This window comes from Stygiolobus sp. CP859M (assembly GCF_037389975.1).
Classification (GTDB): domain Archaea; phylum Thermoproteota; class Thermoprotei_A; order Sulfolobales; family Sulfolobaceae; genus Stygiolobus.
The window spans coordinates 124,550-144,696 of the sequence record NZ_JBBHKS010000009.1; the positions used below are offsets into that span (position 1 = coordinate 124,550).

Consider the following 20,147-nt stretch of genomic DNA (forward strand, 5'->3'; position numbering starts at 1 on the left):
ATGAATTTTGATTAGGAAGGTTCCGTTTCTCCGCTTGACTCCTCTTTTTTCTTCAGCTTCAACTTATACATCTCTAAGATCTCTTGTGGTGTGGTAGCTTCTTCCACGCTCTTATCATCCCTCCACCTTATAAACCTGGGGAATCTTATTGAGAGTCCTGCTTCCTTGCTTATTTGCCCCTTACAACAGGTATGTTGCGGGGAAAGAGTTATCTCCGCACCTATCACCTCAGCCACATACTTTGGTTGGACCCATATATCTGGTTCCATCTCTGACTCTACTCTCGGGTCTTTGGAGTCTATTTTGATCTCCATAAGTTTCTTTTGTAGCTCATCCAGTTCCGCATCGCTGAAACCCGAGGCTACTTTACATACTGTATAAAATGTGTCAGTCTCAGCGTCGTAAGCTGCCATTAATAGTGAGCTTAACTTTCCTCCCCTCTTACCCCTCCCGTAAAAAGCACCAACAACTACTAAGTCAACGCTGTCAGCCATCTCACTCTGATAGTCTCTCTTGAGTTTTATCCACAAGAATCCCCTAGCTCCAGCCTGATATATTGAGTCTTTACCTACAGCCTTCACCATTATTCCTTCTGCGCCTTCTGAGATAGCCTGATAGAAGTACTCTTTCAGCTTTTCGACGTCATCGGTAAATATATGGTGAGCAATGTGCAACTTGTCGTTAGGCTTTATTATTTCTTCGAGCTTCTTTCTCCTCTCTGGCAAAGGTTTCAAAGTATAATCCTCTCCGTTATAATACATTAAGTCGAAAAGGTAGACATTTACTGGGTATTCCTCAACCGCCTCATGTATATCGTTTTTTCTCTTCCTATGCATTAACTCCTGGAAAGGTAAAATGTCTCCACTTTCTTTGTCTATAGCCACTATCTCGCCTTCAATTATCACCTCATCTGCATTGATATAGTCCTTAACATAATCTCTTACGTCGGGATACTGCTTAGTAATGTTTTCGAGCCTTCTTGAGAATATATAAACCTCATTACCTTTCTTGTGAATTTGAGCCCTTTCCCCGTCATATTTATAATCTACTAACGCTTGACCTCCGACTTTTGATAATATTTCAACCGGGTCGTTGAGCCTTTCTGCTAACATCGGTCTTATGGGTATTCCTACTTCAGGCTTTAGATTCTTTAACGCTTCAATACCCTCCGAAGCCACTACTTTAGCTATGTTACCAAGATCTGCCCTTAGATTATAAGCCCTTTCAATTATTGGACGCGCGTGAGGACCTCCTCCATAGGCGTTAGCGAGAGCGTCCATAATTGTGGCGTCTCCTATACCAACCCTCAGTCTCCCATCTATAAACCTTATAATGTATTTCGCTTCTAGGGGATCGGCCTTCTTTAATAAACCAGCTAGGGAGCGGATTTTTACATCCCTGCTACCTTCGCCCTCAGCCAAGGCGATCTTACTTAGAGAGTTATATACTTCCTCAACGGTTAGGGGAGAAGATGACGAAGCACCTAAGAATGTCAAGATTGTAGTTCCGCTGCCTGACTTTTTCAGCCTATATGCTACTTCACCCAAGTCACCTACCTTTTTAAGTTCGGCCTCGATTGTATCCTCCTTGACGTTAATCCCTATGGATAAAGCCTTTATCATTAACTTTTCTCCGAGACCTATTTCAGGATAACCAAAAAAGTCAGGCCATAGTTTTCCCTGAATTATATAAATCACTTTATCTATTACATCCTTATCGGATTTCTTAAACAAGTCAGTCAACAATGAAGTTATTTGTATCCTTGATGATATTCTCTCGAGTTTATCAAAATATTCAGCGATTAGTTTAAACTCCATCACTTTAATATGTTGATCAAAAAGTGTAATAAGGATGATGAAATCTGGCAAGACCGAGATATGACGAATCAGAGTTACCCTGACCTCTTATTCAAGTAACCTTTTCCTTAAATAGTGTTTTTATACAAAATATTAAGGTAGCATGATTCTTGGAGATCGTGACTTGAAATACTACCTTGAAAAAGGATGGATCGTAATAGATCCATTAAGAGAGGACAGTGTTAGAGAAAACGGAATAGACCTACGTATCGGTGAGGAAATAGCTAGATTTGAAGAAACACAAGACAAAGTATTCGACCCGGACAATCCCGATTACTCTCTTTTCCATGTAGAGAAAGGAGAAGAGTTTATAATACGCCCCTATGAACACGTATTACTCACAACGGAAGAATTAGTTAAGTTACCCAATGACGTAATGGCATTCGTAAACCTTCGTTCATCTTTTGCTAGACTAGGTCTCTTCATCCCTCCAACGATTGTAGATGCAGGGTTTGAAGGTCAGATTACGATAGAAGTAGTAGGCTCATCATTCCCCGTAAAACTGAAAAAAGGGATGAGGTTCCTTCACCTTATTTTTGCTAAAACTTTAACACCAGTAGAGAACCCATACCAAGGAAAATATCAAGGACAAAGAGGAGTTACAGTTCCACGGTTTACGAACAAAAATCACAGTTGAGCTGCTAGTTTCCATCCTTTAGAGTTAGCGTCATATATTACCAGTGCTTCTTTTGCCAATTTCCTGAATAGTTTTGCCTCTTTAGGTTCAAGCTTACTTGCAGCCTCTTCAGGATCAGATGTATCTATCGATGAAATATCTTCGATAAATTTGTTGTAAAAATCTTGACTCATAGCTATTCTTTCGGATTCTAAGTACATTATTTTAGCTCCTTCTCTCTCAAGTTTATTGAAGAAAGCTGTAGGATCTCTTAATGCCTTAAGTTCCGACTCAAATAATATACCTTCTTCTTGTAACCTTTCAATAGCTGTCTTCTTAAGTTGCGGTTGCTCTTTCTTCGCTTCAACCTTGATCTGTTTTTTCTCTTCACTCTTTTCAGTCTTTTCAGCACTCTTTTTACTACTTTCTAACTCTTCAATTTTTTCGGTAAGATCCGCAATTTTCCTCTTTATTTCCTCTATTTGTGCTGTAAAAGGATTTATATAATCCGTTATTTTTCTCTCTAATTTTGTAACAATCTGATTCACTATCTCGGGGTTATTCACGTCAACATTAATCTGATTTTGAATTGGGGTTTGCCTTCCGAACAAAACACTCCTTACGTACTCCGAAAGTAGAACATAACCCTCTTGTCTTGCTTTTTCTTCTAATTCCTTGTACTCTTCATCAGTAAGCTTAATTGAAATAATTTTCACAAATAAAATAAGTCATGCGTTATTAAAAAACTACTTTCCTTAAACTTGAGATTACGCTTTCTGATTCTGCTTCTCAAGGATTGAAGCTATGAAATTCTCTTCAGTGGGAACTCCTATGAATTCAACAGAGCCGTTTATAGCTACAGAAGGCACTGACATTACTTGATATTTCTCGGCTATGTCTTGGTTCTCGTATGCCTCTACCACATCTGATAGTACATTACACTTACCAGCTTTACAAGCTTCGTAAGCTACCATATGAGCCATTAAAGCAGCGTAAGGACAATAAGGACATGAGGGAGTAACCACCGTCTCGATCTTCACAAATCCGTTCAGCTTCTCTCTTATTGCATTAATTGTCTCTTGACTTAATCCACTTTCGTTTAGTGAAAGCCTTACAGCAGTCTCAACTAGTGCTCTTATCTCTTCTCCTAAGGGAGCGCCAGTCCATCTTATATAACCTTTAACAAAGGCAACAGTTGGAACTCTCTCGATATTAAACTCTTTGAAAACTTGTAAGTCATTCTGGTTAGCTTTGTCTACCACATGAATCTGTAATAAGCTTTTACCATCCTTTTTAGGAGCAGCGGCACTCATGAATTCTAAAAATCTTTTCGTAACATCACAATAGTGGCAATGTTCATCTAGAGAGTTTATAAATACGTATACATCAACAGGGTTTTTCATGTCTTTTAAAGCGTCTTGTAAAGCTTGTTTAACTTCGTCTGTAAAAAGTTCTGCAAATTCTTCCTCCATCCTAACCACGCTACTAATCTTTTTTGGCTTCGCCGAATAAAAAAGTAACTACTATAAATTCAAAATTTCCTCTTTTTTGCATTTAATTTGGTTGGGCTTTAGAACAAGGATATTTTCTGAATTAGGACTCGTCTCTCTGAAAATAATACCTTGGAATTTCTTAACTTTTACTTTTGAATTTAACCAGCAATCAGGGTCTAATCCTGCTTTGATACAAGTTTCGGCTAGGAAGGTCTCAGAGTCCCAGCAATATTCCATAGGAACTTGAGGCAATAATAGACCGCTATACATTATCCCGTACTCGACAATCAATCCGTCTTCTCCTACTTTAACTTGATTCACGAGGTCTTTCCTATTACTTGTTGTAATCTCCTCAGGTTTTGTCAGAACTGTTACCTCTATTATAATCTCATCGATCTCGTGCTTAGCTAAAGGAGGAAACCTGGGGTCAGAAAACGCAGCACCAATTGCAGCCTTACTTACTATCTCGCTAAGTGGTGCCACAGCCTCAACGTAACCTATACACCCTCTAAGAGATGTAGTTGAACCGGTTTCTTTTTCAAGTGTAACAAAAGCTAATCCTCTTTTATCTAGGACGGGGTCGTAAAGAGACTCATCAATCTTTCTCCTTAACCCTAACTCGACTTCAATTGACTGTCTTGCAATCTTTACTAATTTCTTGCCTAAATCTTCAGTGAGATCACTGATCGTAACTAATTGACTGCTGTCGAGACTCATTATTCTTTAATATTGCTCTCGCCCTAATAAGAGTGCTCTCTATAGTTCTCCAATGAGAACCCTTCCAATACTTTTTATGACACCTAGTGCACTCCCACAAATTGTCATTAACCTTCTTCAGCACACCGTTACACACGGAGCACCTTGAAAAATTAGGATCTACAATATTCAAATCTATAGAGTATTTAGAAGATAATTTAGCTAAAATTTCTTCAATTTTCAGACCAGGGATAACATAAAAACACTCTAGCCCCCTCTTCCTAGCTCTTACACATAACCCTCTATCTCTCGTTATAATTATTCTATTCTCATCAGAAGCAATCTTCAAAATTTTCCAGTCTTCAAAGTTATTATTGTAGGCAGTGTCGTAACCTAATATCCTCAGCCACCTTGCTAGCTTGCCCAGCATTGCATCTACTACGAATTTCTGAGTTTGCATTAAACATTATACAGTATTACAAATATTAAAAGCCACGACGCCAATAATATTGAAACACCTCTGCCTAGTAAATCCCACTTAGTAAGGTTAAAACCCCTTATAATACCATAGACTATCCCAACGGATAACGCATATGTAATTAACGGAATCAGAAGTGCTATTACCTCGTTATTCAGTAAGATGAATGAAAGAGCACCGCTCACTACTCCCATAATCCCTCTGAGCACCAAGATTTTATCTTCCTTCTCCACGGTAATTAATAGACTATAGGGGGTAAAATAGTTGAATAGAAAAACGAGCATGTCTTACATTGATCTACTGGCGTGGTACACAGAAAACAAGAATAAACTTGAAGGGTGTAGAATAGACAACATATTCAAAATCGAAGGGCTTTCAGCCTACTTACTTAAGCTATATTGTAGGGGCGAATATAAGAACTTAGTCTTGGAGCCGGGTAAGAGAATTCACTTCACGAAATATGAAAGACAAAAAGACTCGACCGCCGAGGTCACGGTGTTACGTGAGCTTCTTCGAGACAGAATAATAAAAGACATCTCGATCTTAGGAACGGAAAGGATTATAAAGATACTTGCGTCAGAGAAAATCATCTACTTAGAATTACTCCCGAGAGGTCTCATGGTGATTACAGATGAGAATAACAAGGTATTGTTCTCTACCGAGTACAAAGAATTTAAAGACAGAACTATAAAATTAGGTCTAACTTATACCCCTCCTCCACCCTTAAATCCTCCGACTAAGGAAGAGATAGACAAACTACTTAAGAAAGGTAACCTAAGCAGGATCTTGGGAATACCTCAAGAACTCGCTGAAGCTCTGAAATTATACGCAACCAATGAACAAGAGCTGGAGGAAGCCAAGAAAAAGATTGAGGAATTATTGAGGAAGATATCAAGCGGTAATTTCGATAAGTGTTTAATTAAGGACACTACTGTACTCCCGGTAAAAATTGAAGGTTGTATTGAGATGGAAAGTTATAATGACGCATTGGATGAATTTTTTACAGCAGAGGAAAGATCGTTAATAAAGAGTGAAATAGACAAAAAACTTGAGGAAGAAAGGAAAAAGTTAGAAAAAACAATAGAGGAAACTAAAAGGCAAATAGAGGACTATGAGAAAAAAGCTGAAGAGCTAAGAAACATTGCACAAATTATAGTAGCTAACTATGAGACGGTTAACTCCCTTCTTAGTCAGTCGGGTAAGCGAAATCCCTTCAAGACCACCATTAATGGAATAGAAGTGGAACTGGATCCTAGTCTCTCAGTCTATAAGAATTCTTCTAAATACTTCGATATGGCTAAGGAGTACGTGGAAAAAGCTAAGAGAGCAAGGGAAGTTTTAGAGGATTTACAGAGAAAAATGCGAGATCTGGAAAATCAAATCCTTGAAAGGAAGGAAGAGATAATTGTAGCCTCAAGAAAGAAGGAATGGTACGAAAAATACCATTGGACTATAACAAGGAATGGTTTTCTAGTAATTGCCGGAAGAGACATCGATCAGAACGAAAGTATAGTCAGAAAACTGTTAGAGGACAAAGATATCTTTTTCCACTCTGACTTTCAAGGAGCTGCTGCCACTGTTCTGAAAACGAATGGTAAAGAGCCCAAAGAGGAGGACTTACTTGATGCTGCCACAATTTCGGCTTGCTACTCTAAAGCTTGGAAGGCTGGTATGGCTGCCGTAGACGTTTTTTGGGTATACGGGGAACAAGTTAGCAAGACCCCGCCAAGTGGTGAGTACCTTAAGAAAGGATCCTTCATGATCTACGGTAAAAAGAACTATATAAAGAACGTTAGATTGCAACTTGCTATAGGCTTGATAAAGAGCGAAGAAGGTTTAAAAGTTATGACAGGGAACATCGATAATGTATCTTCGAAGACGGACACTTACGTTGTAATTTCTCCAGGTGACGACGATCCTTCTAAACTAGCTGATAAGATAATAAAGTACTTCTATGAAAAGTTCGGTATTAAAGGTCTTAGAGCTTTAAAAGAGGACATTATCAGAGAAATACCTGGTAAGTCAAAGCTTCTTATGAAAAAAATTAAAGCGTGAAGACATAATATTTATTGTTACCAGTTATGCCTTCTTTAACATTAGCCGAGCGAGCCTCTCTTGTAGGTCCCTTAGATTATAAAATTCTTAAAACCATTTATTCTCTCCATAGGAACCACGAGTGGATTATGACATCAGAGTTAGTAGAGGAAACAGGGTTAAGGTTAAACGAACTCCAGCCGGTTTTGTTAAGACTGTATAACCTCAGGTTACTTTCAAAACAGATAATAAGTGGTGAGTACAGTTACAGAATTACTTTTACAGCTCTAGATATATTAGCAATAAAGAAACTTTACGTGGAGAAAGTCCTTAAGAACCTTGGGATAGTAATAGGGGTCGGAAAAGAGAGCGAAGTGTACGTAGGTTATAACTTTAACGACGAACCGCTTGTAGTCAAATTCCACAGGGTCGGTAAGAGAAGTTACAAGAACGTCAGGAAGATCCGAAATATCCAAAAAGATAAAGACTGGACGGTAATTTCAGTGGAAAACGCAGAAAGGGAATACCAGGCTCTTGAGTGTGTTAAGAAAAATTACGGCTATGTTCCACAACCTTACGGAAGAGCTTATAACGCCGTGGCTATGGAACTGGTGGAAAGTAGAGAGTTATACAAGAGTGAATTGACAAACCCAGAAGAAATACTAGATCAGATACTGTCGACAACTAGAATAGCGTATAATGAATGTAAGATGATTCATGGCGACTTAAGTGAATATAATGTACTTGTAAAGGACGGAACAGCTTACGTAATCGATTGGCCGCAATGGTCAAGCCCCGAGAACGAGGACTTACTCTTAAGAGATGTAGATCATATTCTTGCTTATTTTTATAAGAAGTATGAAATAGATAAAGATGTAGATGCTGTCATAGATTATATAAAGGGGAAACCATGAAGGTAATGGGAATTGATATTGAGCCAGGCCAAAGCCCGTCTTCCTTGAAGCCTCCCACATATTCTGTGATTATCATAAATGAAAAAGGTGAAGTAGAATACAAGGCAGAATCATCTCCTCTCACGAAAATATTAAGGTTCGCTTGGGAATTAAGACCAGATAAAATAGCAGTAGATAACGTTTACGAGTTAGCACCCGATGAGAAAAAACTTGTCAAAATCTTATCGCTTTTACCGGACAAACTAGAAGTTATACAAGTTACTTACGTCAACGACATGTTCAAAGATATCAGAGACGTAGCAAGAGAGGCTGGAATTGACGTTCAAGGAAAACCAACACCGTTAAGAACAGCTTATCTAGCAGCTGTTTTAGCACTAAAGGGTATAGGGACCCCCATCAGAATTAGGGAGAATAAGACAAAGATTATAATTTCCAGAGGCAGGGCTGTAGGACCCGGAGGGATGAGCAGTAATAGATATAAAAGAAACTTAAGGGGGCTCATTCTCAGAGTAGCTAAAAGAATTAAAGAACAACTAGATGCACACGGGTTTGATTACGATTATTCGATAAAGAGAAGTAAGAACGGGATAGAAAAAGCTGTATTTACGGTGTATTCGCCCAGAGAGAGTTTATACGGAATTGTAAGGAAAATGAAGGGCCATGACCTAAGAGTTGAGATAAAGCCAGTTTATAAATCCAAAATCGAGTTTGGAGATACAAAAAAAGAAACTAAGCCCATCATAGTAGGCATAGATCCTGGGATAGAAGTAGGGATATCAGTAATAGATTTGCACGGAAACCCCTTGTTTATGACGTCTAGGAGAAATATAGACAGAGAAGACGTAATAGACATAATAAGAAAATACGGAAAGCCCGTTTTAATAGCAACTGACGTAACTCCAGTGCCTGACACTGTAAAGAAAATTTCAGCCATGCTAAACTCTAAGTTGTTTGTTCCAGACAAGAGGCTCAGCATGGATGAGAAGATGTTAATTGTCGATAAATTCTCGACTCAGCACGGATTGAAAATAGACGATCCGCACATAAGGGATTCTTTAGCAGCTGCTTTGAAGGCATATTATGAGATCTCCCACAAGCTTAATCAGGCTAGAGGATTACTAAGGAGAATGGATATAGACGTAGATGAGGATCGGGTACTGGAATGTGTTATTGAAGGTAAAACTATGGATGAGTGTGTAGAAAAAGAAATTGAAAAAGAGATAGAAGACACCAAAAATGAAATTTCTCAACCTAATTTTACTCCGCATCAAACTGACTACTACACTAAAGTGAACTCTCTTGAGGAAGAGAATGTACAGTTAAAGAGGGATATAGAAAGACTTAAAAGAAAGATCAGAGAAATGACATTTCAAAATGTGTTATTACAGAGAAGAATTGATGAGATTAAAATGATGTATAATAAGGAACTTCAAAAGGAAAGAAAAATTTACGAGTTGAAGTTAGAGATAGAGAACTATATTAAACTTATAAATATCATGAGAAATAAAATAGAAGAGAAAGAAAGAGAAACCAAGAATTTACTCGAGATAATAGAAGGTTTGGTTAACTCAAGATTACTGGTAGTAGGTTCCGATCAGTTACCTCCTTACATGAAGGTAGATATTAGCGAAAAAAGAGTATATTTTCATAGTCAACAAGTAGATAATTCTATAGTGAAGTTATTTTTGAGGGATAAAGTAATTGTTGAAAAAGAGACACTAAGAGACTTGGAAATACTTAATAAGGAAAAGTTACTCGCAGAGAGCGAAAAACTTGACCTAAAGAGAATCCTTGAAGACTATAGGAGAAATCGTTTCAGAACAAAATGACCTTACCCTCTAATATCAGATCAGAGATCTTGACAATATTGCCCAGCATCTCATCAGTGATCCCTTCGATCTCTCTCTTCATATTATCGTTAATTTTACCGTCCTCAGTCATAACCTGAACGTTAGCTATTAGAGGGTCGTCTATAGGTCTCCCTATTTGACCTAACACTTCTACTTGGACGCTTTTTACACCTTTTACCTCTTGAGATACTTTTTGTGCAATTAGGTTCGCAACGATGTTGTAAAGTTTGCCTACATGATTCACGGGGTTCTTTCCTGCAGTAGCTTCCAAAGACATAGGACGCATGGGCGTTATTAGTCCGGTAGCCCTGTTTCCTCTCCCCGTCATTCCATCATCTCCGTGCTCCGCTGAAGTTCCAGTCACGGTGAGATATACTATACCCCTATCTATCTTATCACCAGTGTTTATGTTCACTTTCACATCATAATTAGGAACTAATTTTGCTGCTAAATCTAGAATTTGATTCTTAGTTTCTTCTTTAACGTTTATATACTGATTTACGTCTTCTACAAGCTGGCTTATAACTGCCATAGCCACTGTTAATTCTATCCTATTGCCTTTTCTTAATCCCATCACCTTTATGTCTTCTCCTATCTCAGGGATCTTAGCTTTAATTTCCTTAGAGTTCAACAGCCTTTCTGTATTAAATACTAGATTTTCCAGTTTAGAATAAGGTGCAAATCCAACTCCAAAACTTGTATCATTAGATAAAGGTACTTTCTTACTAGCTTCAAATATTCCAACTAGATCCGTAGAACCTTTCCCTATTTTGTAATCAACTACTACATGTTTTTCTGGGTCTAGATATCTGAAGTGATCCTTAATCCATTCCTTAACACTTTCAATTATAATTGTTCCTACTGGTATACTCTCTGTTCCGTGCTCTGTCTTGACTTCAGTAGTTGCTCTACCTGATACTACAATGTATATAGGATGAAGAACTTCTCCGCCCTTGAACTTAGGTGCTGCTTGACCGCCTACGAGTAAAGTCTTATCTAAATTGTGATGTAAAATTACTCCGTAGTTCTTGAGATAATAAAGCGAAAGTTTTCTACTGGCTTCCTCTGATGCCGAATCCGCTATGTAGTCCGGATGACCTACTCCTTTTCTTTCTACTAATTCTACATCTAAAGAGTCTATATCAGCCCAGTGGCTTAATTGAACGTTTATGTTCCTCATTATACCTTATCCTCACACCAAATAGCTTATAAATTTACTTTTCTTTTCCCATTATCACTTCGTAGTCAACACTGATAAAGAGGATGTTACTACCTCTGATTAAAACTCTGCCATATTTTGCAACAGGGTCTGATGTACCTTCTTTAGTCTCTATACAGTCCCTTAATACTAGGTTCATGGTACCGTCACTCTGTTCCAATCTACCGATGTATTCAGAACCATTCTTCAATTTCACTAATACAACTTTATTCATAGCTGTTTTTAGGCTCTTTAACGGATTTTCCATCTTCGCTTGCACGATAAGTCTCCTCAATTTGAAATTGTGTTACTAGCTAATATAAAAGGGTTCTCATCTCTTTTACCTTACGTTTTTTAAGGGAAATGATGTCAAGATAAACAACGTGGAATTAATAATCTCAGAACCTGAAGAAATTGTAAAGATATCAAAGACATTAAGCGTAATGGCAAGAATAAATATACTGAAACTTACAAGCGAGAAGCCGTTAGATATAACTGAATTAAGCGAAATACTGCACATGAGTAAGGGGAATATAAGTAATCATGTTGCTGAGCTAGAAAATGCCGGCCTTGTGGAAGTTAAGTATGAAAACGGGGTTAAAGGAATAAGAAAAATCGTGAAACCTAAATACCAAAAAATAACTATAATTTTACTCGATACCAGCACTAGCCTTGAGAAAACTAACAAAAACGGGTGAAGGTGCTAACGGTCTACTTCTGTATTCAGGATGCCCTTGTAGTCCGACGAAGAACTTATGATCCTTAAGCTCGATCATCTCTACCAGACCGTTTTCACTGATTCCCGAAATAACCATCCCGTTCTTTTGGAGTTCGTCTACGTATTCAGGGTTGACTTCGTATCTATGCCTATGTCTTTCATAAGCGACTGTTGAACCGTAAATCTTGTTGGCTAACGTCCCTTCCTTAATTATAACCTTCTGTAATCCTAATCTCATCGTTCCACCAACTTGCACTACTTTCTTTTGTTCATCTAGAAGAGTTATCACCGGATAAGGTGTTTTAAAATCGACCTCTGTAGTGTGAGCCCCTTTCAAACCCATTATATTCCTAGCGAACTCCACTACAGCTAATTGCATCCCATAACATATTCCCAAAAACGGAATGTTATTCTCTCTTGCAATCCTTATTGCAGATATCTTACCTTCAACCCCCCTCGCTCCAAAGCCTGGCAATACTATTATACCATTAACCTTCTTAAGTTTCTCCAGTTCTTGTGGATAACTTTCGAGATCGGTCGATTCTATCCATAATAATACGGGCTTTACTTTTAGTTTAGCCGCAGCGTGATATATTGCCTCCTTTATGCTTATGTAGCTGTCTTTCAATTTCGTATACTTACCGACAAGAGCTATTGTGACCTCTCTCTTACCCTCTTTGAGGTCTGAGATGAACTTCTTCCAATCTTCTAGATTGGGCTGACTATCTTTAAGCTGAAGTTTCTCTAGAATTCTACTTGGCACTCCTTGATTCTCGAGTATTAGGGGTACTTCATACGTCATGGAAACATCGTAGTTAGAGAAAATATTTTCTGGTCTTACATTTGTAAATAGAGCGATCTTTTTCCTAGTTTCTTCATCCAATGGTACTACAGATCTTGCAATTATAATATCTGGTTGTATTCCTATCCTTCGTAATTCTTGTACGCTGTGCTGAAGCGGTTTCGTTTTGATTTCCTCGGTGGCTTTTAAATATTCTACGAGTGCTACGTGTACAAATAATACGTTAGGTTCAGCCTCCTCAATTCTCAACTGCCTAACTGCCTCAAGAAAAGGCAAACTCTCTATATCACCTACAGTACCTCCTATCTCAACTATTACGACTTCCGCATTAGCCTTCTCAGCAGCTTTCCTTATCATTGATTTTATTTCGTCCGTAACGTGCGGGATTATCTGAACTGTCTGACCTAAGTATTTTCCCTCTCTTTCCTTTCTGATTACCTCGAAATAAACCTTGCCTGCAGTTATGTTGTTGTATTTGCTCATATTTATTCCGACAAACCTTTCATAATGCCCTAAATCTAGATCAGTCTCTGCTCCATCATCAGTCACGAATACTTCACCGTGCATATATGGGTTCATAGTCCCTGCATCAACATTCAGATATGGATCGACCTTTACTAACGTGACATTATATCCTCTGGCCTTTAGCAGAAGCCCTATAGAGGCTGACACCGTACCCTTACCAACGCTTGACAGAACGCCTCCGGTGACTATAATAAACTTCGTCAAACGGAAATCACAGCTAATATTCTACAAACACCAGATTTAAAGCTCATTTGTCTTATTTCTAATGGGTAATCTATACGGGGAATAATATGGAATTACTTGAAAAACTGAAAAATTCTAGATCTTTACAGGTAGCACTAGATTTTTTAAAAATAGATGACGCCTTAAAAGTAGCATTAGATGCGATAAAAGGGGGAACAGATATATTAGAGTGTGGAACTCCGCTACTAAAGGCTGAAGGTATTACTGCGCTTAAAAAACTTAATGAGATCGGTAAAGGGAAAATCGTTCTAGCCGATACTAAGACGGCAGATGCTGGTGATGTTGAAGCTGAAATAGCTAGGTTGGGAGGAGCAAAAATAATGACTGTCCTAGGAATTATGGATGATGCTACAATAGAGAGTGCAGTGAAGAAAGCTCATGAATACGGTATCTTAGTGCAAGCAGACTTAATAAACGTTAAGAACGTTAGGGACAGAGCTCAGGAACTAAAAAAACTAGGTGTGGATATAATAGGACTACACGTTGGTTTAGACGTACAAAAGAAAAGGGGGATTAGTGTTTCAGACCTTAAAAAAGAGATCAAAGAGGTATCGGAACTGGGAGTAGTAGTTTCAGTAGCTGGAGGCTTAAATAAGGAGAGGATACAAGAGTTGCTTGACTTACCGATTAACATCTTTGTTGTAGGCGGAGCAATAACAAAAGCAAGTAATCCTTATGACGTGACATTAGATATAGTTAAGATAATAAGGCAGAAGTGAGAGTATTAGAAGAGGAGAATTATATGTCTCAGCCTGGCGGTCAGACAAAGTCTAAGGACGTAAAGCTTGTGACGAAGCAAGTAATAACTCCTGACGTTCTTAAAGAAGACAAAAGAAAGGTCAAACTATTATACATTATTAAGGTTTTAGGCGGTGCATCGGAGAAGGCTCTAGTTACTGCATTAAATGAAATGAAGGAGAAAGGGTTAGATTTAGGATATCAGTTTAACATCATTGGCGGAAATATTTTCAGTCCTATGGTTAAAGAAGATATTACTTCTTTATTATACTTAGGATATGTAGAGAACGATCCAGTCAGCAAGAAGTTAAAAGTTACCAATAACGGACTAGAGTTCTTAGACACTCAAACTATAGAGGAAGATTTCAAGAATAACCTTAACCAATTAATAAATGATATAAAACTTAAGGTTCAAGCGATAGATGAAGAAAATAGATTAAAGAATAGAAGAAATAATAGAAGATACTAAACCGAAATTCTACCTTATTTATTTTTTGTTTTTAATCCATCTTGTTATAGTGTAGTTTTATAATAGTGCAGTAAAGAATGCAGTAAAGAATATTAAAATAAAAGATATTTCACATCGTCATAAAGCTTCCTCTTCTGCCAGTCTGCTGTTGGTTCTCGTCACTTAGTGGTCTGTTCCATATCAGTGGGTCTAGCTTTCCTTCTTTGCTTAACTTGATTACCAATTCTCTAAACTCGCTCGTGTGCCTTATGTCTAGTTCAAGCAGTGTTTCTAAAAGCTTCCATGTAGTCTTCATTACATCCTCTAACATCTCCTTAGGCATATGCCTAATAATTTGCGGGTCTTGTAACCATTGATCGAATGCTTTTATAGTCCTCATTATATGCTGGAATGCTACTCTAGTGGCTAATATTAAGTCAAGTCTGTCAATATCGCCTGACTCATATTTTTTCTCCATTTCTCTCACAGTATTCAATAAGTTCTTTTGCATCTTAATCCATTCGTCAAGATTTGAGAGATATCCGTTTTCCAAACGGCTACACCAATATTACTTATGATACTACAAATTAATAAGCATATGTCAAATACTCTCTTTAATGTTATAAGGTAGACCTTCCAACAAGATTTCTCTAGGAATTTTATCCTTATATTTCTTTAAAAATTCAACATCTTCACTTTCTCTTCTTAACTTATCTGGTAACATCCTCGGTATTTCGTCAATAACTGGATACCATCTCTTACACTGAGAACAATAAAGAATTCCATAAACGATCTCTCTCTTGAAACACTCTTCACAAGGAAGTTCTTCCTTAGCATCCTTAACGTTGACTTTCTTATACGCACAATATATTTCGCACAAGGGCTTTTTCTCATCTCCTAAATTTCTCTCAACTTGTTTCTCAGAAAAAACGTAGTACGTAAGAGGAAAATGTTTACAAATAGGACAAGCTAAAAGGTCTAACAGCCTATACTTCATCCGCTTTCAACAATACTCTTTAACTCTTGAGCTATATTATTTGCTTTTTCCTCATCTTTAGCCTCTACTAGAATCCTTATTATAGGCTCTGTACCGCTCTTCCTTACCAAGAACCAATAATCGTTTGTTATCACCTTAACACCGTCAATAGTCAACATCTTTCCTTTTCCCTGATATATCGAGATTAACTTAGAATAGAGGACGTTAACATCATATCCAGGCTTTAACTCCACTTTAGTCTTCACTAAGTAGTACTTAGGCAATCTATCGAAGAGTTCGGCTGAACTAACGTTCTCCTCAGCCATCAGCTCTAGCATTAACGCGAAACTCATAGCACCGTCTCTAACGTACTGATGAGGAGGATACATAAAGCCGCCGTTCTCCTCAAATCCGGCTAAAGCCTTCTCATCTTGGACTCTATGTGCAATATCTACACTACCTACCTTAGTCCATATTACTTCAATCCCGAACTTAGATAGGTATTCCTCAACAAGGCTGGAACTAGAAACAGCTGTAACTACCTTATTACTGGCTCTAGGATTCTTAACGTGAGTCCAATACGAGAGGAGAGCCGCGCTCCTATCTCCCCACTGTATCCTACCTTCTGAGTCAATAAATATAGCCCTATCAGCATCACCGTCATGAGTTACGGTTAAGTCTGCCCTCAACGTTTTAGCTACGTTTGCCGTCTCCTTTAATGAATCAAATGTGGGCTCAGGTTGTCTAGCCGGAAACAACGGGTCAACATTACCGTTTAGAGTGTATATTTTACAGCCTAATCCTCTGGCAACTAAAGGAGTAGAAAGTCCTCCTACACTGTTAGCAGAGTCGATGAGAACCGTGTAGTGCTTTTTAGCTACTTTTTCTATATCAACATGGCTAAGGACTCCCTTTACGTAAACATCTATGACTCTGTCCTCTTTCTTAACCTCGTTAGTTAAAGCGCTCCATTCTTGCGTGTTGAACCTCTCACTAAAGTATATTTCTTCAATTTCATTCTCCTTCTCTCTTCTTACTTCAATACCATCACGATCTATAACCTTTATTCCATTATAGGGAGCCGGATTATGGCTCGCAGTTACTATTACACCAGCGTCGTATCCTAAGGTCTTAACAGCGTATTGTAGCGCAGGAGTTGCTGCCATTCCACCATCATAAACTTGGACACCTACACTAAGTAACCCTGCTTCCACAACCCTCATTAACATGTCTCCGCCAGCTCTTGCATCCCTTCCTATGAGAATTTTGCTTTCCTTACCAAAATACGTACCTATAGCCTTAGCTAATTTAAGCACTAATTCAGGTGTTAGCTCCTTGTTAACTATTCCTCTGACTCCATCGGTACCGAATAACTTACCCATAGTAAGAGTTTCCCTTCTTTTTATTTTAATTTTGTCGTAACAATTTGAGTCGATAAGATGCAAAATAATCTGGATAAATTTCTCAGTAAAGCTATCAGGTAGGGCATGAACCAGTTGGATATGCCATAGCTATTACGTTTTGAATCATGTCCGAGGCTTGAATTATCTGAGTGAAGGTATCAAGATTCTGATAGACGTACTGAGGTGAATAGCCTTCTAAAGTAGTAGGATTTACTATAGGAGTGTCTACGATGTAAGTCCCGTTAGGACCTGATATCAAGATAGCGAAATTTAGGTGAGGGGGTTTTACATACAATGCTGCTGGTTTACCGTAATTGCTTACTGTAATGTTGACTTCGTAGTGTATTATAATACTTGCTACTTGAGTCGCATTAGGAACACCCATAGTTTCCAGCTCTTCTGTCAGTATTTGCTCTCCTTCCGGTATTAACTGGTCGGTAGGAATTGGAGTGCCATTGTATGAAGCATTAAGATACTCGTTGTAAACATAAGCTATGTAAAACTCTAATTCTCCTTGTGACTTGAATCCAGTGAATATCAGACCGGGTATATTGGCAGGAGAATGATCGGGATCTGAATAATGAAATTGGAACGACACATTACCATAATTCTTAATAACATTATATATCGCCCACGATGCAGCAGCTCCTACCGGGCAACCATACCAAGATTGTTCAACAACAATTACCTTACCCGGTGGTGCATAGTCCTGATCATTAACCTTCACAAACGTACCCGCGGTGATAGTATTTTGTAAGAGAGATGACTTTGACGCTGGAGTTAACGAAGAAGATATATTGTTACTGAAGTGCGATAATACAAGAACTCCACCTATTATTATTATTACTAAAACTAATAATCCAATTAACGTTTTTTTATTCATCGATAATATCAATGAATATGATTTTATAAATGTTACTATAAATTAACTTTATAATGAAATTATATTGAAGAGCAGTTTCAACTGAAATACTTATTGACTCTGTTTGAAGAGAGTATTAGTCGTGGAAATAATAGACATTAACGTACATCTAGGGCTTAAACTTTATCCCACCAGCGCAGAATATCCTTTACGTAACTTCGTCTTAAATCCTGCATATAAATACGGTTGCGAGTGTTGCGTAGACGGGTTCTATCAACAGTATATGAAATATCCTGACAAACCTAGGCTAGGAATTTATAACGTAAGGTGCAGAATTCCTCCTCAAGTCGAGGTTTATAGACAGATCGAGAAAGGGATCGTAGGCTTAATACTCAACCCTATAAACCACTCCTTTAGCTTAAAAGATGAAAGGGTTCTTGAATTAATCAAAATTGTGGAAAAGGAAGACCTACCCCTTCTCGTATATACGGGGAGAGGTTACGGTAACCCCTCCCACTTAAAACCATATTTGTCGAGAGTACCTTATCTTATTCTCATACATTCTGGATATCCTAATTACATCAATGAAGCTATGGAACTAGCAAAAGAAGAAAAAGTGTTTTTCGAAATCTCTATGGTACCTCCTGAGATAAGTATTGTTTTTAAAGGCAAAAGAGTTTATGGCAGTAACTACCCTTATACACCTATTGACTTAAGACTATTGAATTTACATGGGCTGGACGAGAAGGAAAGAAGCCTATTTGCGAAGAAAATTTTTAAACTATAATTAGACGACTCGTGATTAAAAGTCCTCCTCTTGTCTTATCTGATGTAACTTGAGTCTTAGTCTCTTTAAACTGTCACAATAGTAGAAAAAACGCCTTATATTAACAGAATCTAAATATATATACTACTTTCAAGAGTATTATAAGTATGGGAATTCCGTTCTTCGGACAACCATCATTTGGATCTGCACTTTGTGGAGGGTCTATAGGGCTGGGAGGAAAAACAATGACGGTACCAGTGTCATACCCTATAAATATGCAATATGTGGGCGAGCAAGTAGTAGCTTACCTTAACGGAAGGGGGTTCCAAGTAAACCCTATGATTAGTCAGAATATGGCAGTAATACAGGCAAGACACACGAGTCTGTTCGGGTTTCTGACCGACTCTAATAAGGCCTACACTATAAGGATTTGCCAAGGACCTGGTATGGTCACGATAGAAACCGGCATTGCTAACTGGATCCAAGACCTTATACCGTTAGCTATGAGCGGAGGATTTGCCTTCTTCAGCGACGAGATTTTACATAACAAATTACTCAGCATTCTAGGTATAGGAGGTACCGCATTTGACGCTTATCATGTATACCAAGAATATACGGAAGAGGAACAATTACTTAACTTCATTGCACAAGTAGTTGCAAGTGCTCCCCCTGCACAAGGAGGAATGATGGGAGGAGGACAATACGGAGGCCCTTACGGCGGATATCAGGGTGGTGGATATCCGCCGTACTGAGGAACTACTGAGAAGGAATTTTTACTTGCCTATTTTAATCCATTTCCTATAGTAGGACGTTTATTGACTCTTATTGGAAAAATAAGAGATATCATAGAAAATTACATATTAAATTCTTTCGTTATACTATACAAAGAAAGATAGAATAAAACTAGGCGTGAAAATGTTTTATTTTATGATAAATTTTTGGCATATAGGTAAATCTACTAATTCTATACCTAGAGATAATATCGTTAATCCTAGATAAAAAACGAAAGTAAATGAGAAGACCCCTCGCTGGCGGGGAGCTTCCGGTATAAAAACTTTCCTTAAAAATCGAGCATAGTCCACACTACTTACGTCATGAAACCTGCTTTACTCACTAATGTTAAACTGCTTATTTTAGTACAATTAATTTATCTTTTGATACGTCTATTCCTGAACTGTGTGCCTCCAATTACACTCACCCTTATGTTTTATTCGGGCTTTTTGCCCAACTTCCGGTCCGAGTTGGAGGTGGCCAAGCTCCCCGGCAAGCTTTAAGCCCAAGGAGCGTCACGGCCTACACCCCAGTCAGATCTGTATTACCCAGATCTGACTAATATGTTTTATATAAGGAAGTCAGACGATTTAGATTATGAAAATTAAGGTGATCAAATGAAACTTCAGGCACATTACATTTTCTCTACGGGTTTACTTACTTTTTTTGGCACTCTCTTGACTCATCACTTTTATACTTCACTCTTTTTTTCAGGAGCGGTTGCTGTATTAGGTAATACGTTAATAGATAGGTTTGGTCA

The 20,147-nt window shown here is 38.1% G+C and carries 23 protein-coding genes; 10 read left to right on the plus strand and 13 right to left on the minus strand.

All coding sequences use genetic code 11. The features are described from left to right. Positions 1-11 precede the first annotated feature (11 nt). Positions 12-1,817: an ATP-dependent DNA ligase gene (locus WIW72_RS04360; RefSeq protein WP_337699803.1), complete on the minus strand. Its 1,806-nt coding sequence runs from the start codon at positions 1,815-1,817 to the stop codon at positions 12-14. A 142-nt stretch (positions 1,818-1,959) separates the two neighbouring features. Between WIW72_RS04360 and dcd the strand changes: the two genes are divergently transcribed. Further along, positions 1,960-2,493 carry a dCTP deaminase gene (gene dcd, locus WIW72_RS04365; RefSeq protein ID WP_337699801.1) on the plus strand — a complete coding sequence of 178 codons (534 nt, stop codon included), beginning with the start codon at positions 1,960-1,962 and terminating at the stop codon, positions 2,491-2,493. Here dcd and WIW72_RS04370 read toward each other — a convergent pair. The 5 genes from WIW72_RS04370 to WIW72_RS04390 are packed head-to-tail and all read right to left on the minus strand — an operon-like array spanning position 2,484 to position 5,372. Further along, entirely contained in the window at positions 2,484-3,188 is a 705-nt protein-coding gene (locus tag WIW72_RS04370; RefSeq protein ID WP_337699800.1) for a plasmid mobilization protein, read from the minus strand. The two genes, dcd and WIW72_RS04370, sit on opposite strands and share 10 nt — an antisense overlap. 51 nt (positions 3,189-3,239) lie before the next feature. After that, positions 3,240-3,944, minus strand: coding sequence for a protein disulfide oxidoreductase (gene pdo, locus WIW72_RS04375; protein ID WP_337700064.1), 705 nt, complete (start codon positions 3,942-3,944; stop codon positions 3,240-3,242). Positions 3,945-3,995: 51 nt separating this feature from the next. Continuing rightward, positions 3,996-4,682 carry a TIGR00296 family protein gene (locus WIW72_RS04380; RefSeq protein WP_337699797.1) on the minus strand — a complete coding sequence of 229 codons (687 nt, stop codon included), beginning with the start codon at positions 4,680-4,682 and terminating at the stop codon, positions 3,996-3,998. Continuing rightward, positions 4,645-5,121, minus strand: a complete 477-nt coding sequence (locus WIW72_RS04385; protein ID WP_337699795.1) for a Mut7-C RNAse domain-containing protein — start codon at positions 5,119-5,121, stop codon at positions 4,645-4,647. Before WIW72_RS04385 ends, WIW72_RS04380 begins: the two co-directional genes overlap by 38 nt. After that, positions 5,121-5,372: a hypothetical protein gene (locus tag WIW72_RS04390; protein WP_337699793.1), complete on the minus strand. Its 252-nt coding sequence runs from the start codon at positions 5,370-5,372 to the stop codon at positions 5,121-5,123. Before WIW72_RS04390 ends, WIW72_RS04385 begins: the two co-directional genes overlap by 1 nt. A gap of 31 nt (positions 5,373-5,403) precedes the next feature. On the opposite strand from WIW72_RS04390, the gene WIW72_RS04395 reads away from it, so the two are divergent. Genes WIW72_RS04395 through WIW72_RS04405 form a run of 3 tightly spaced genes read left to right on the plus strand, consistent with a single transcriptional unit; the run spans position 5,404 to position 9,916 of the window. Next, positions 5,404-7,194, plus strand: coding sequence for an NFACT family protein (locus WIW72_RS04395; protein WP_337699791.1), 1,791 nt, complete (start codon positions 5,404-5,406; stop codon positions 7,192-7,194). Positions 7,195-7,220: 26 nt separating this feature from the next. Next, positions 7,221-8,087 carry an RIO1 family regulatory kinase/ATPase domain-containing protein gene (locus WIW72_RS04400; RefSeq protein WP_337699789.1) on the plus strand — a complete coding sequence of 289 codons (867 nt, stop codon included), beginning with the start codon at positions 7,221-7,223 and terminating at the stop codon, positions 8,085-8,087. After that, entirely contained in the window at positions 8,084-9,916 is a 1,833-nt protein-coding gene (locus tag WIW72_RS04405; RefSeq protein ID WP_337699787.1) for a DUF460 domain-containing protein, read from the plus strand. The genes WIW72_RS04400 and WIW72_RS04405 overlap by 4 nt, the downstream gene beginning before the upstream one ends. On the opposite strand, the gene WIW72_RS04410 is transcribed toward WIW72_RS04405, so the two are convergent. Continuing rightward, the gene (locus WIW72_RS04410) at positions 9,903-11,120 is read right to left on the minus strand and encodes a methionine adenosyltransferase (RefSeq protein WP_337700062.1); all 1,218 of its coding nucleotides are present in this window, start codon (positions 11,118-11,120) and stop codon (positions 9,903-9,905) included. The genes WIW72_RS04405 and WIW72_RS04410 overlap by 14 nt on opposite strands. Positions 11,121-11,151: 31 nt before the next feature. Next, entirely contained in the window at positions 11,152-11,415 is a 264-nt protein-coding gene (locus WIW72_RS04415) for a U6 snRNA-associated Sm-like protein LSm6 (protein ID WP_156004928.1), read from the minus strand. 103 nt (positions 11,416-11,518) lie between these two features. Between WIW72_RS04415 and WIW72_RS04420 the strand changes: the two genes are divergently transcribed. Continuing rightward, on the plus strand, positions 11,519-11,833 hold the full coding sequence (locus tag WIW72_RS04420) for an ArsR/SmtB family transcription factor (protein WP_337699785.1): 315 nt from the start codon (positions 11,519-11,521) through the stop codon (positions 11,831-11,833). Here the strand turns inward: WIW72_RS04420 and WIW72_RS04425 are convergent. After that, positions 11,786-13,384 (minus strand): CTP synthase, encoded by a 1,599-nt coding sequence (locus WIW72_RS04425; protein ID WP_337699783.1) that lies wholly within the window; start codon positions 13,382-13,384, stop codon positions 11,786-11,788. The two genes, WIW72_RS04420 and WIW72_RS04425, sit on opposite strands and share 48 nt — an antisense overlap. Before the next feature lie 86 nt (positions 13,385-13,470). Between WIW72_RS04425 and WIW72_RS04430 the strand changes: the two genes are divergently transcribed. After that, complete coding sequence (locus WIW72_RS04430) at positions 13,471-14,142, plus strand: orotidine 5'-phosphate decarboxylase / HUMPS family protein (protein WP_337699781.1); 672 nt, start codon at positions 13,471-13,473, stop codon at positions 14,140-14,142. Between the two features lie 23 nt (positions 14,143-14,165). Next, positions 14,166-14,630, plus strand: coding sequence for a hypothetical protein (locus WIW72_RS04435; RefSeq protein WP_337700060.1), 465 nt, complete (start codon positions 14,166-14,168; stop codon positions 14,628-14,630). A 109-nt stretch (positions 14,631-14,739) separates the two neighbouring features. On the opposite strand, the gene WIW72_RS04440 is transcribed toward WIW72_RS04435, so the two are convergent. The 4 genes from WIW72_RS04440 to WIW72_RS04455 all read right to left on the minus strand — a co-directional run bounded on the left by WIW72_RS04440 (position 14,740) and on the right by WIW72_RS04455 (position 17,871). Next, positions 14,740-15,162, minus strand: a complete 423-nt coding sequence (locus tag WIW72_RS04440) for a DUF2153 domain-containing protein (RefSeq protein ID WP_337699778.1) — start codon at positions 15,160-15,162, stop codon at positions 14,740-14,742. 48 nt (positions 15,163-15,210) lie between these two features. Continuing rightward, positions 15,211-15,606: a Trm112 family protein gene (locus WIW72_RS04445; protein ID WP_337699775.1), complete on the minus strand. Its 396-nt coding sequence runs from the start codon at positions 15,604-15,606 to the stop codon at positions 15,211-15,213. Further along, on the minus strand, positions 15,603-16,967 hold the full coding sequence (gene glmM, locus WIW72_RS04450) for a phosphoglucosamine mutase (protein ID WP_337699773.1): 1,365 nt from the start codon (positions 16,965-16,967) through the stop codon (positions 15,603-15,605). The genes WIW72_RS04445 and glmM overlap by 4 nt, the downstream gene beginning before the upstream one ends. 94 nt (positions 16,968-17,061) lie before the next feature. After that, positions 17,062-17,871 carry a DUF929 domain-containing protein gene (locus WIW72_RS04455; RefSeq protein ID WP_337699771.1) on the minus strand — a complete coding sequence of 270 codons (810 nt, stop codon included), beginning with the start codon at positions 17,869-17,871 and terminating at the stop codon, positions 17,062-17,064. Between the two features lie 121 nt (positions 17,872-17,992). Here WIW72_RS04455 and WIW72_RS04460 point away from each other — a divergent pair, with 121 nt between their 5' ends. The 3 genes from WIW72_RS04460 to WIW72_RS04470 form a co-directional block, all read left to right on the plus strand. Beyond that, entirely contained in the window at positions 17,993-18,637 is a 645-nt protein-coding gene (locus tag WIW72_RS04460) for an amidohydrolase family protein (RefSeq protein ID WP_337699769.1), read from the plus strand. 146 nt (positions 18,638-18,783) lie between these two features. Continuing rightward, a complete protein-coding gene (locus WIW72_RS04465; protein ID WP_337699767.1) occupies positions 18,784-19,368 on the plus strand; it encodes a hypothetical protein in 585 nt (194 codons plus the stop codon). 636 nt (positions 19,369-20,004) lie between these two features. Beyond that, the coding region (locus tag WIW72_RS04470; protein WP_337721238.1) for a DUF1286 domain-containing protein at positions 20,005-20,147 on the plus strand (143 nt) is incomplete at its 3' end.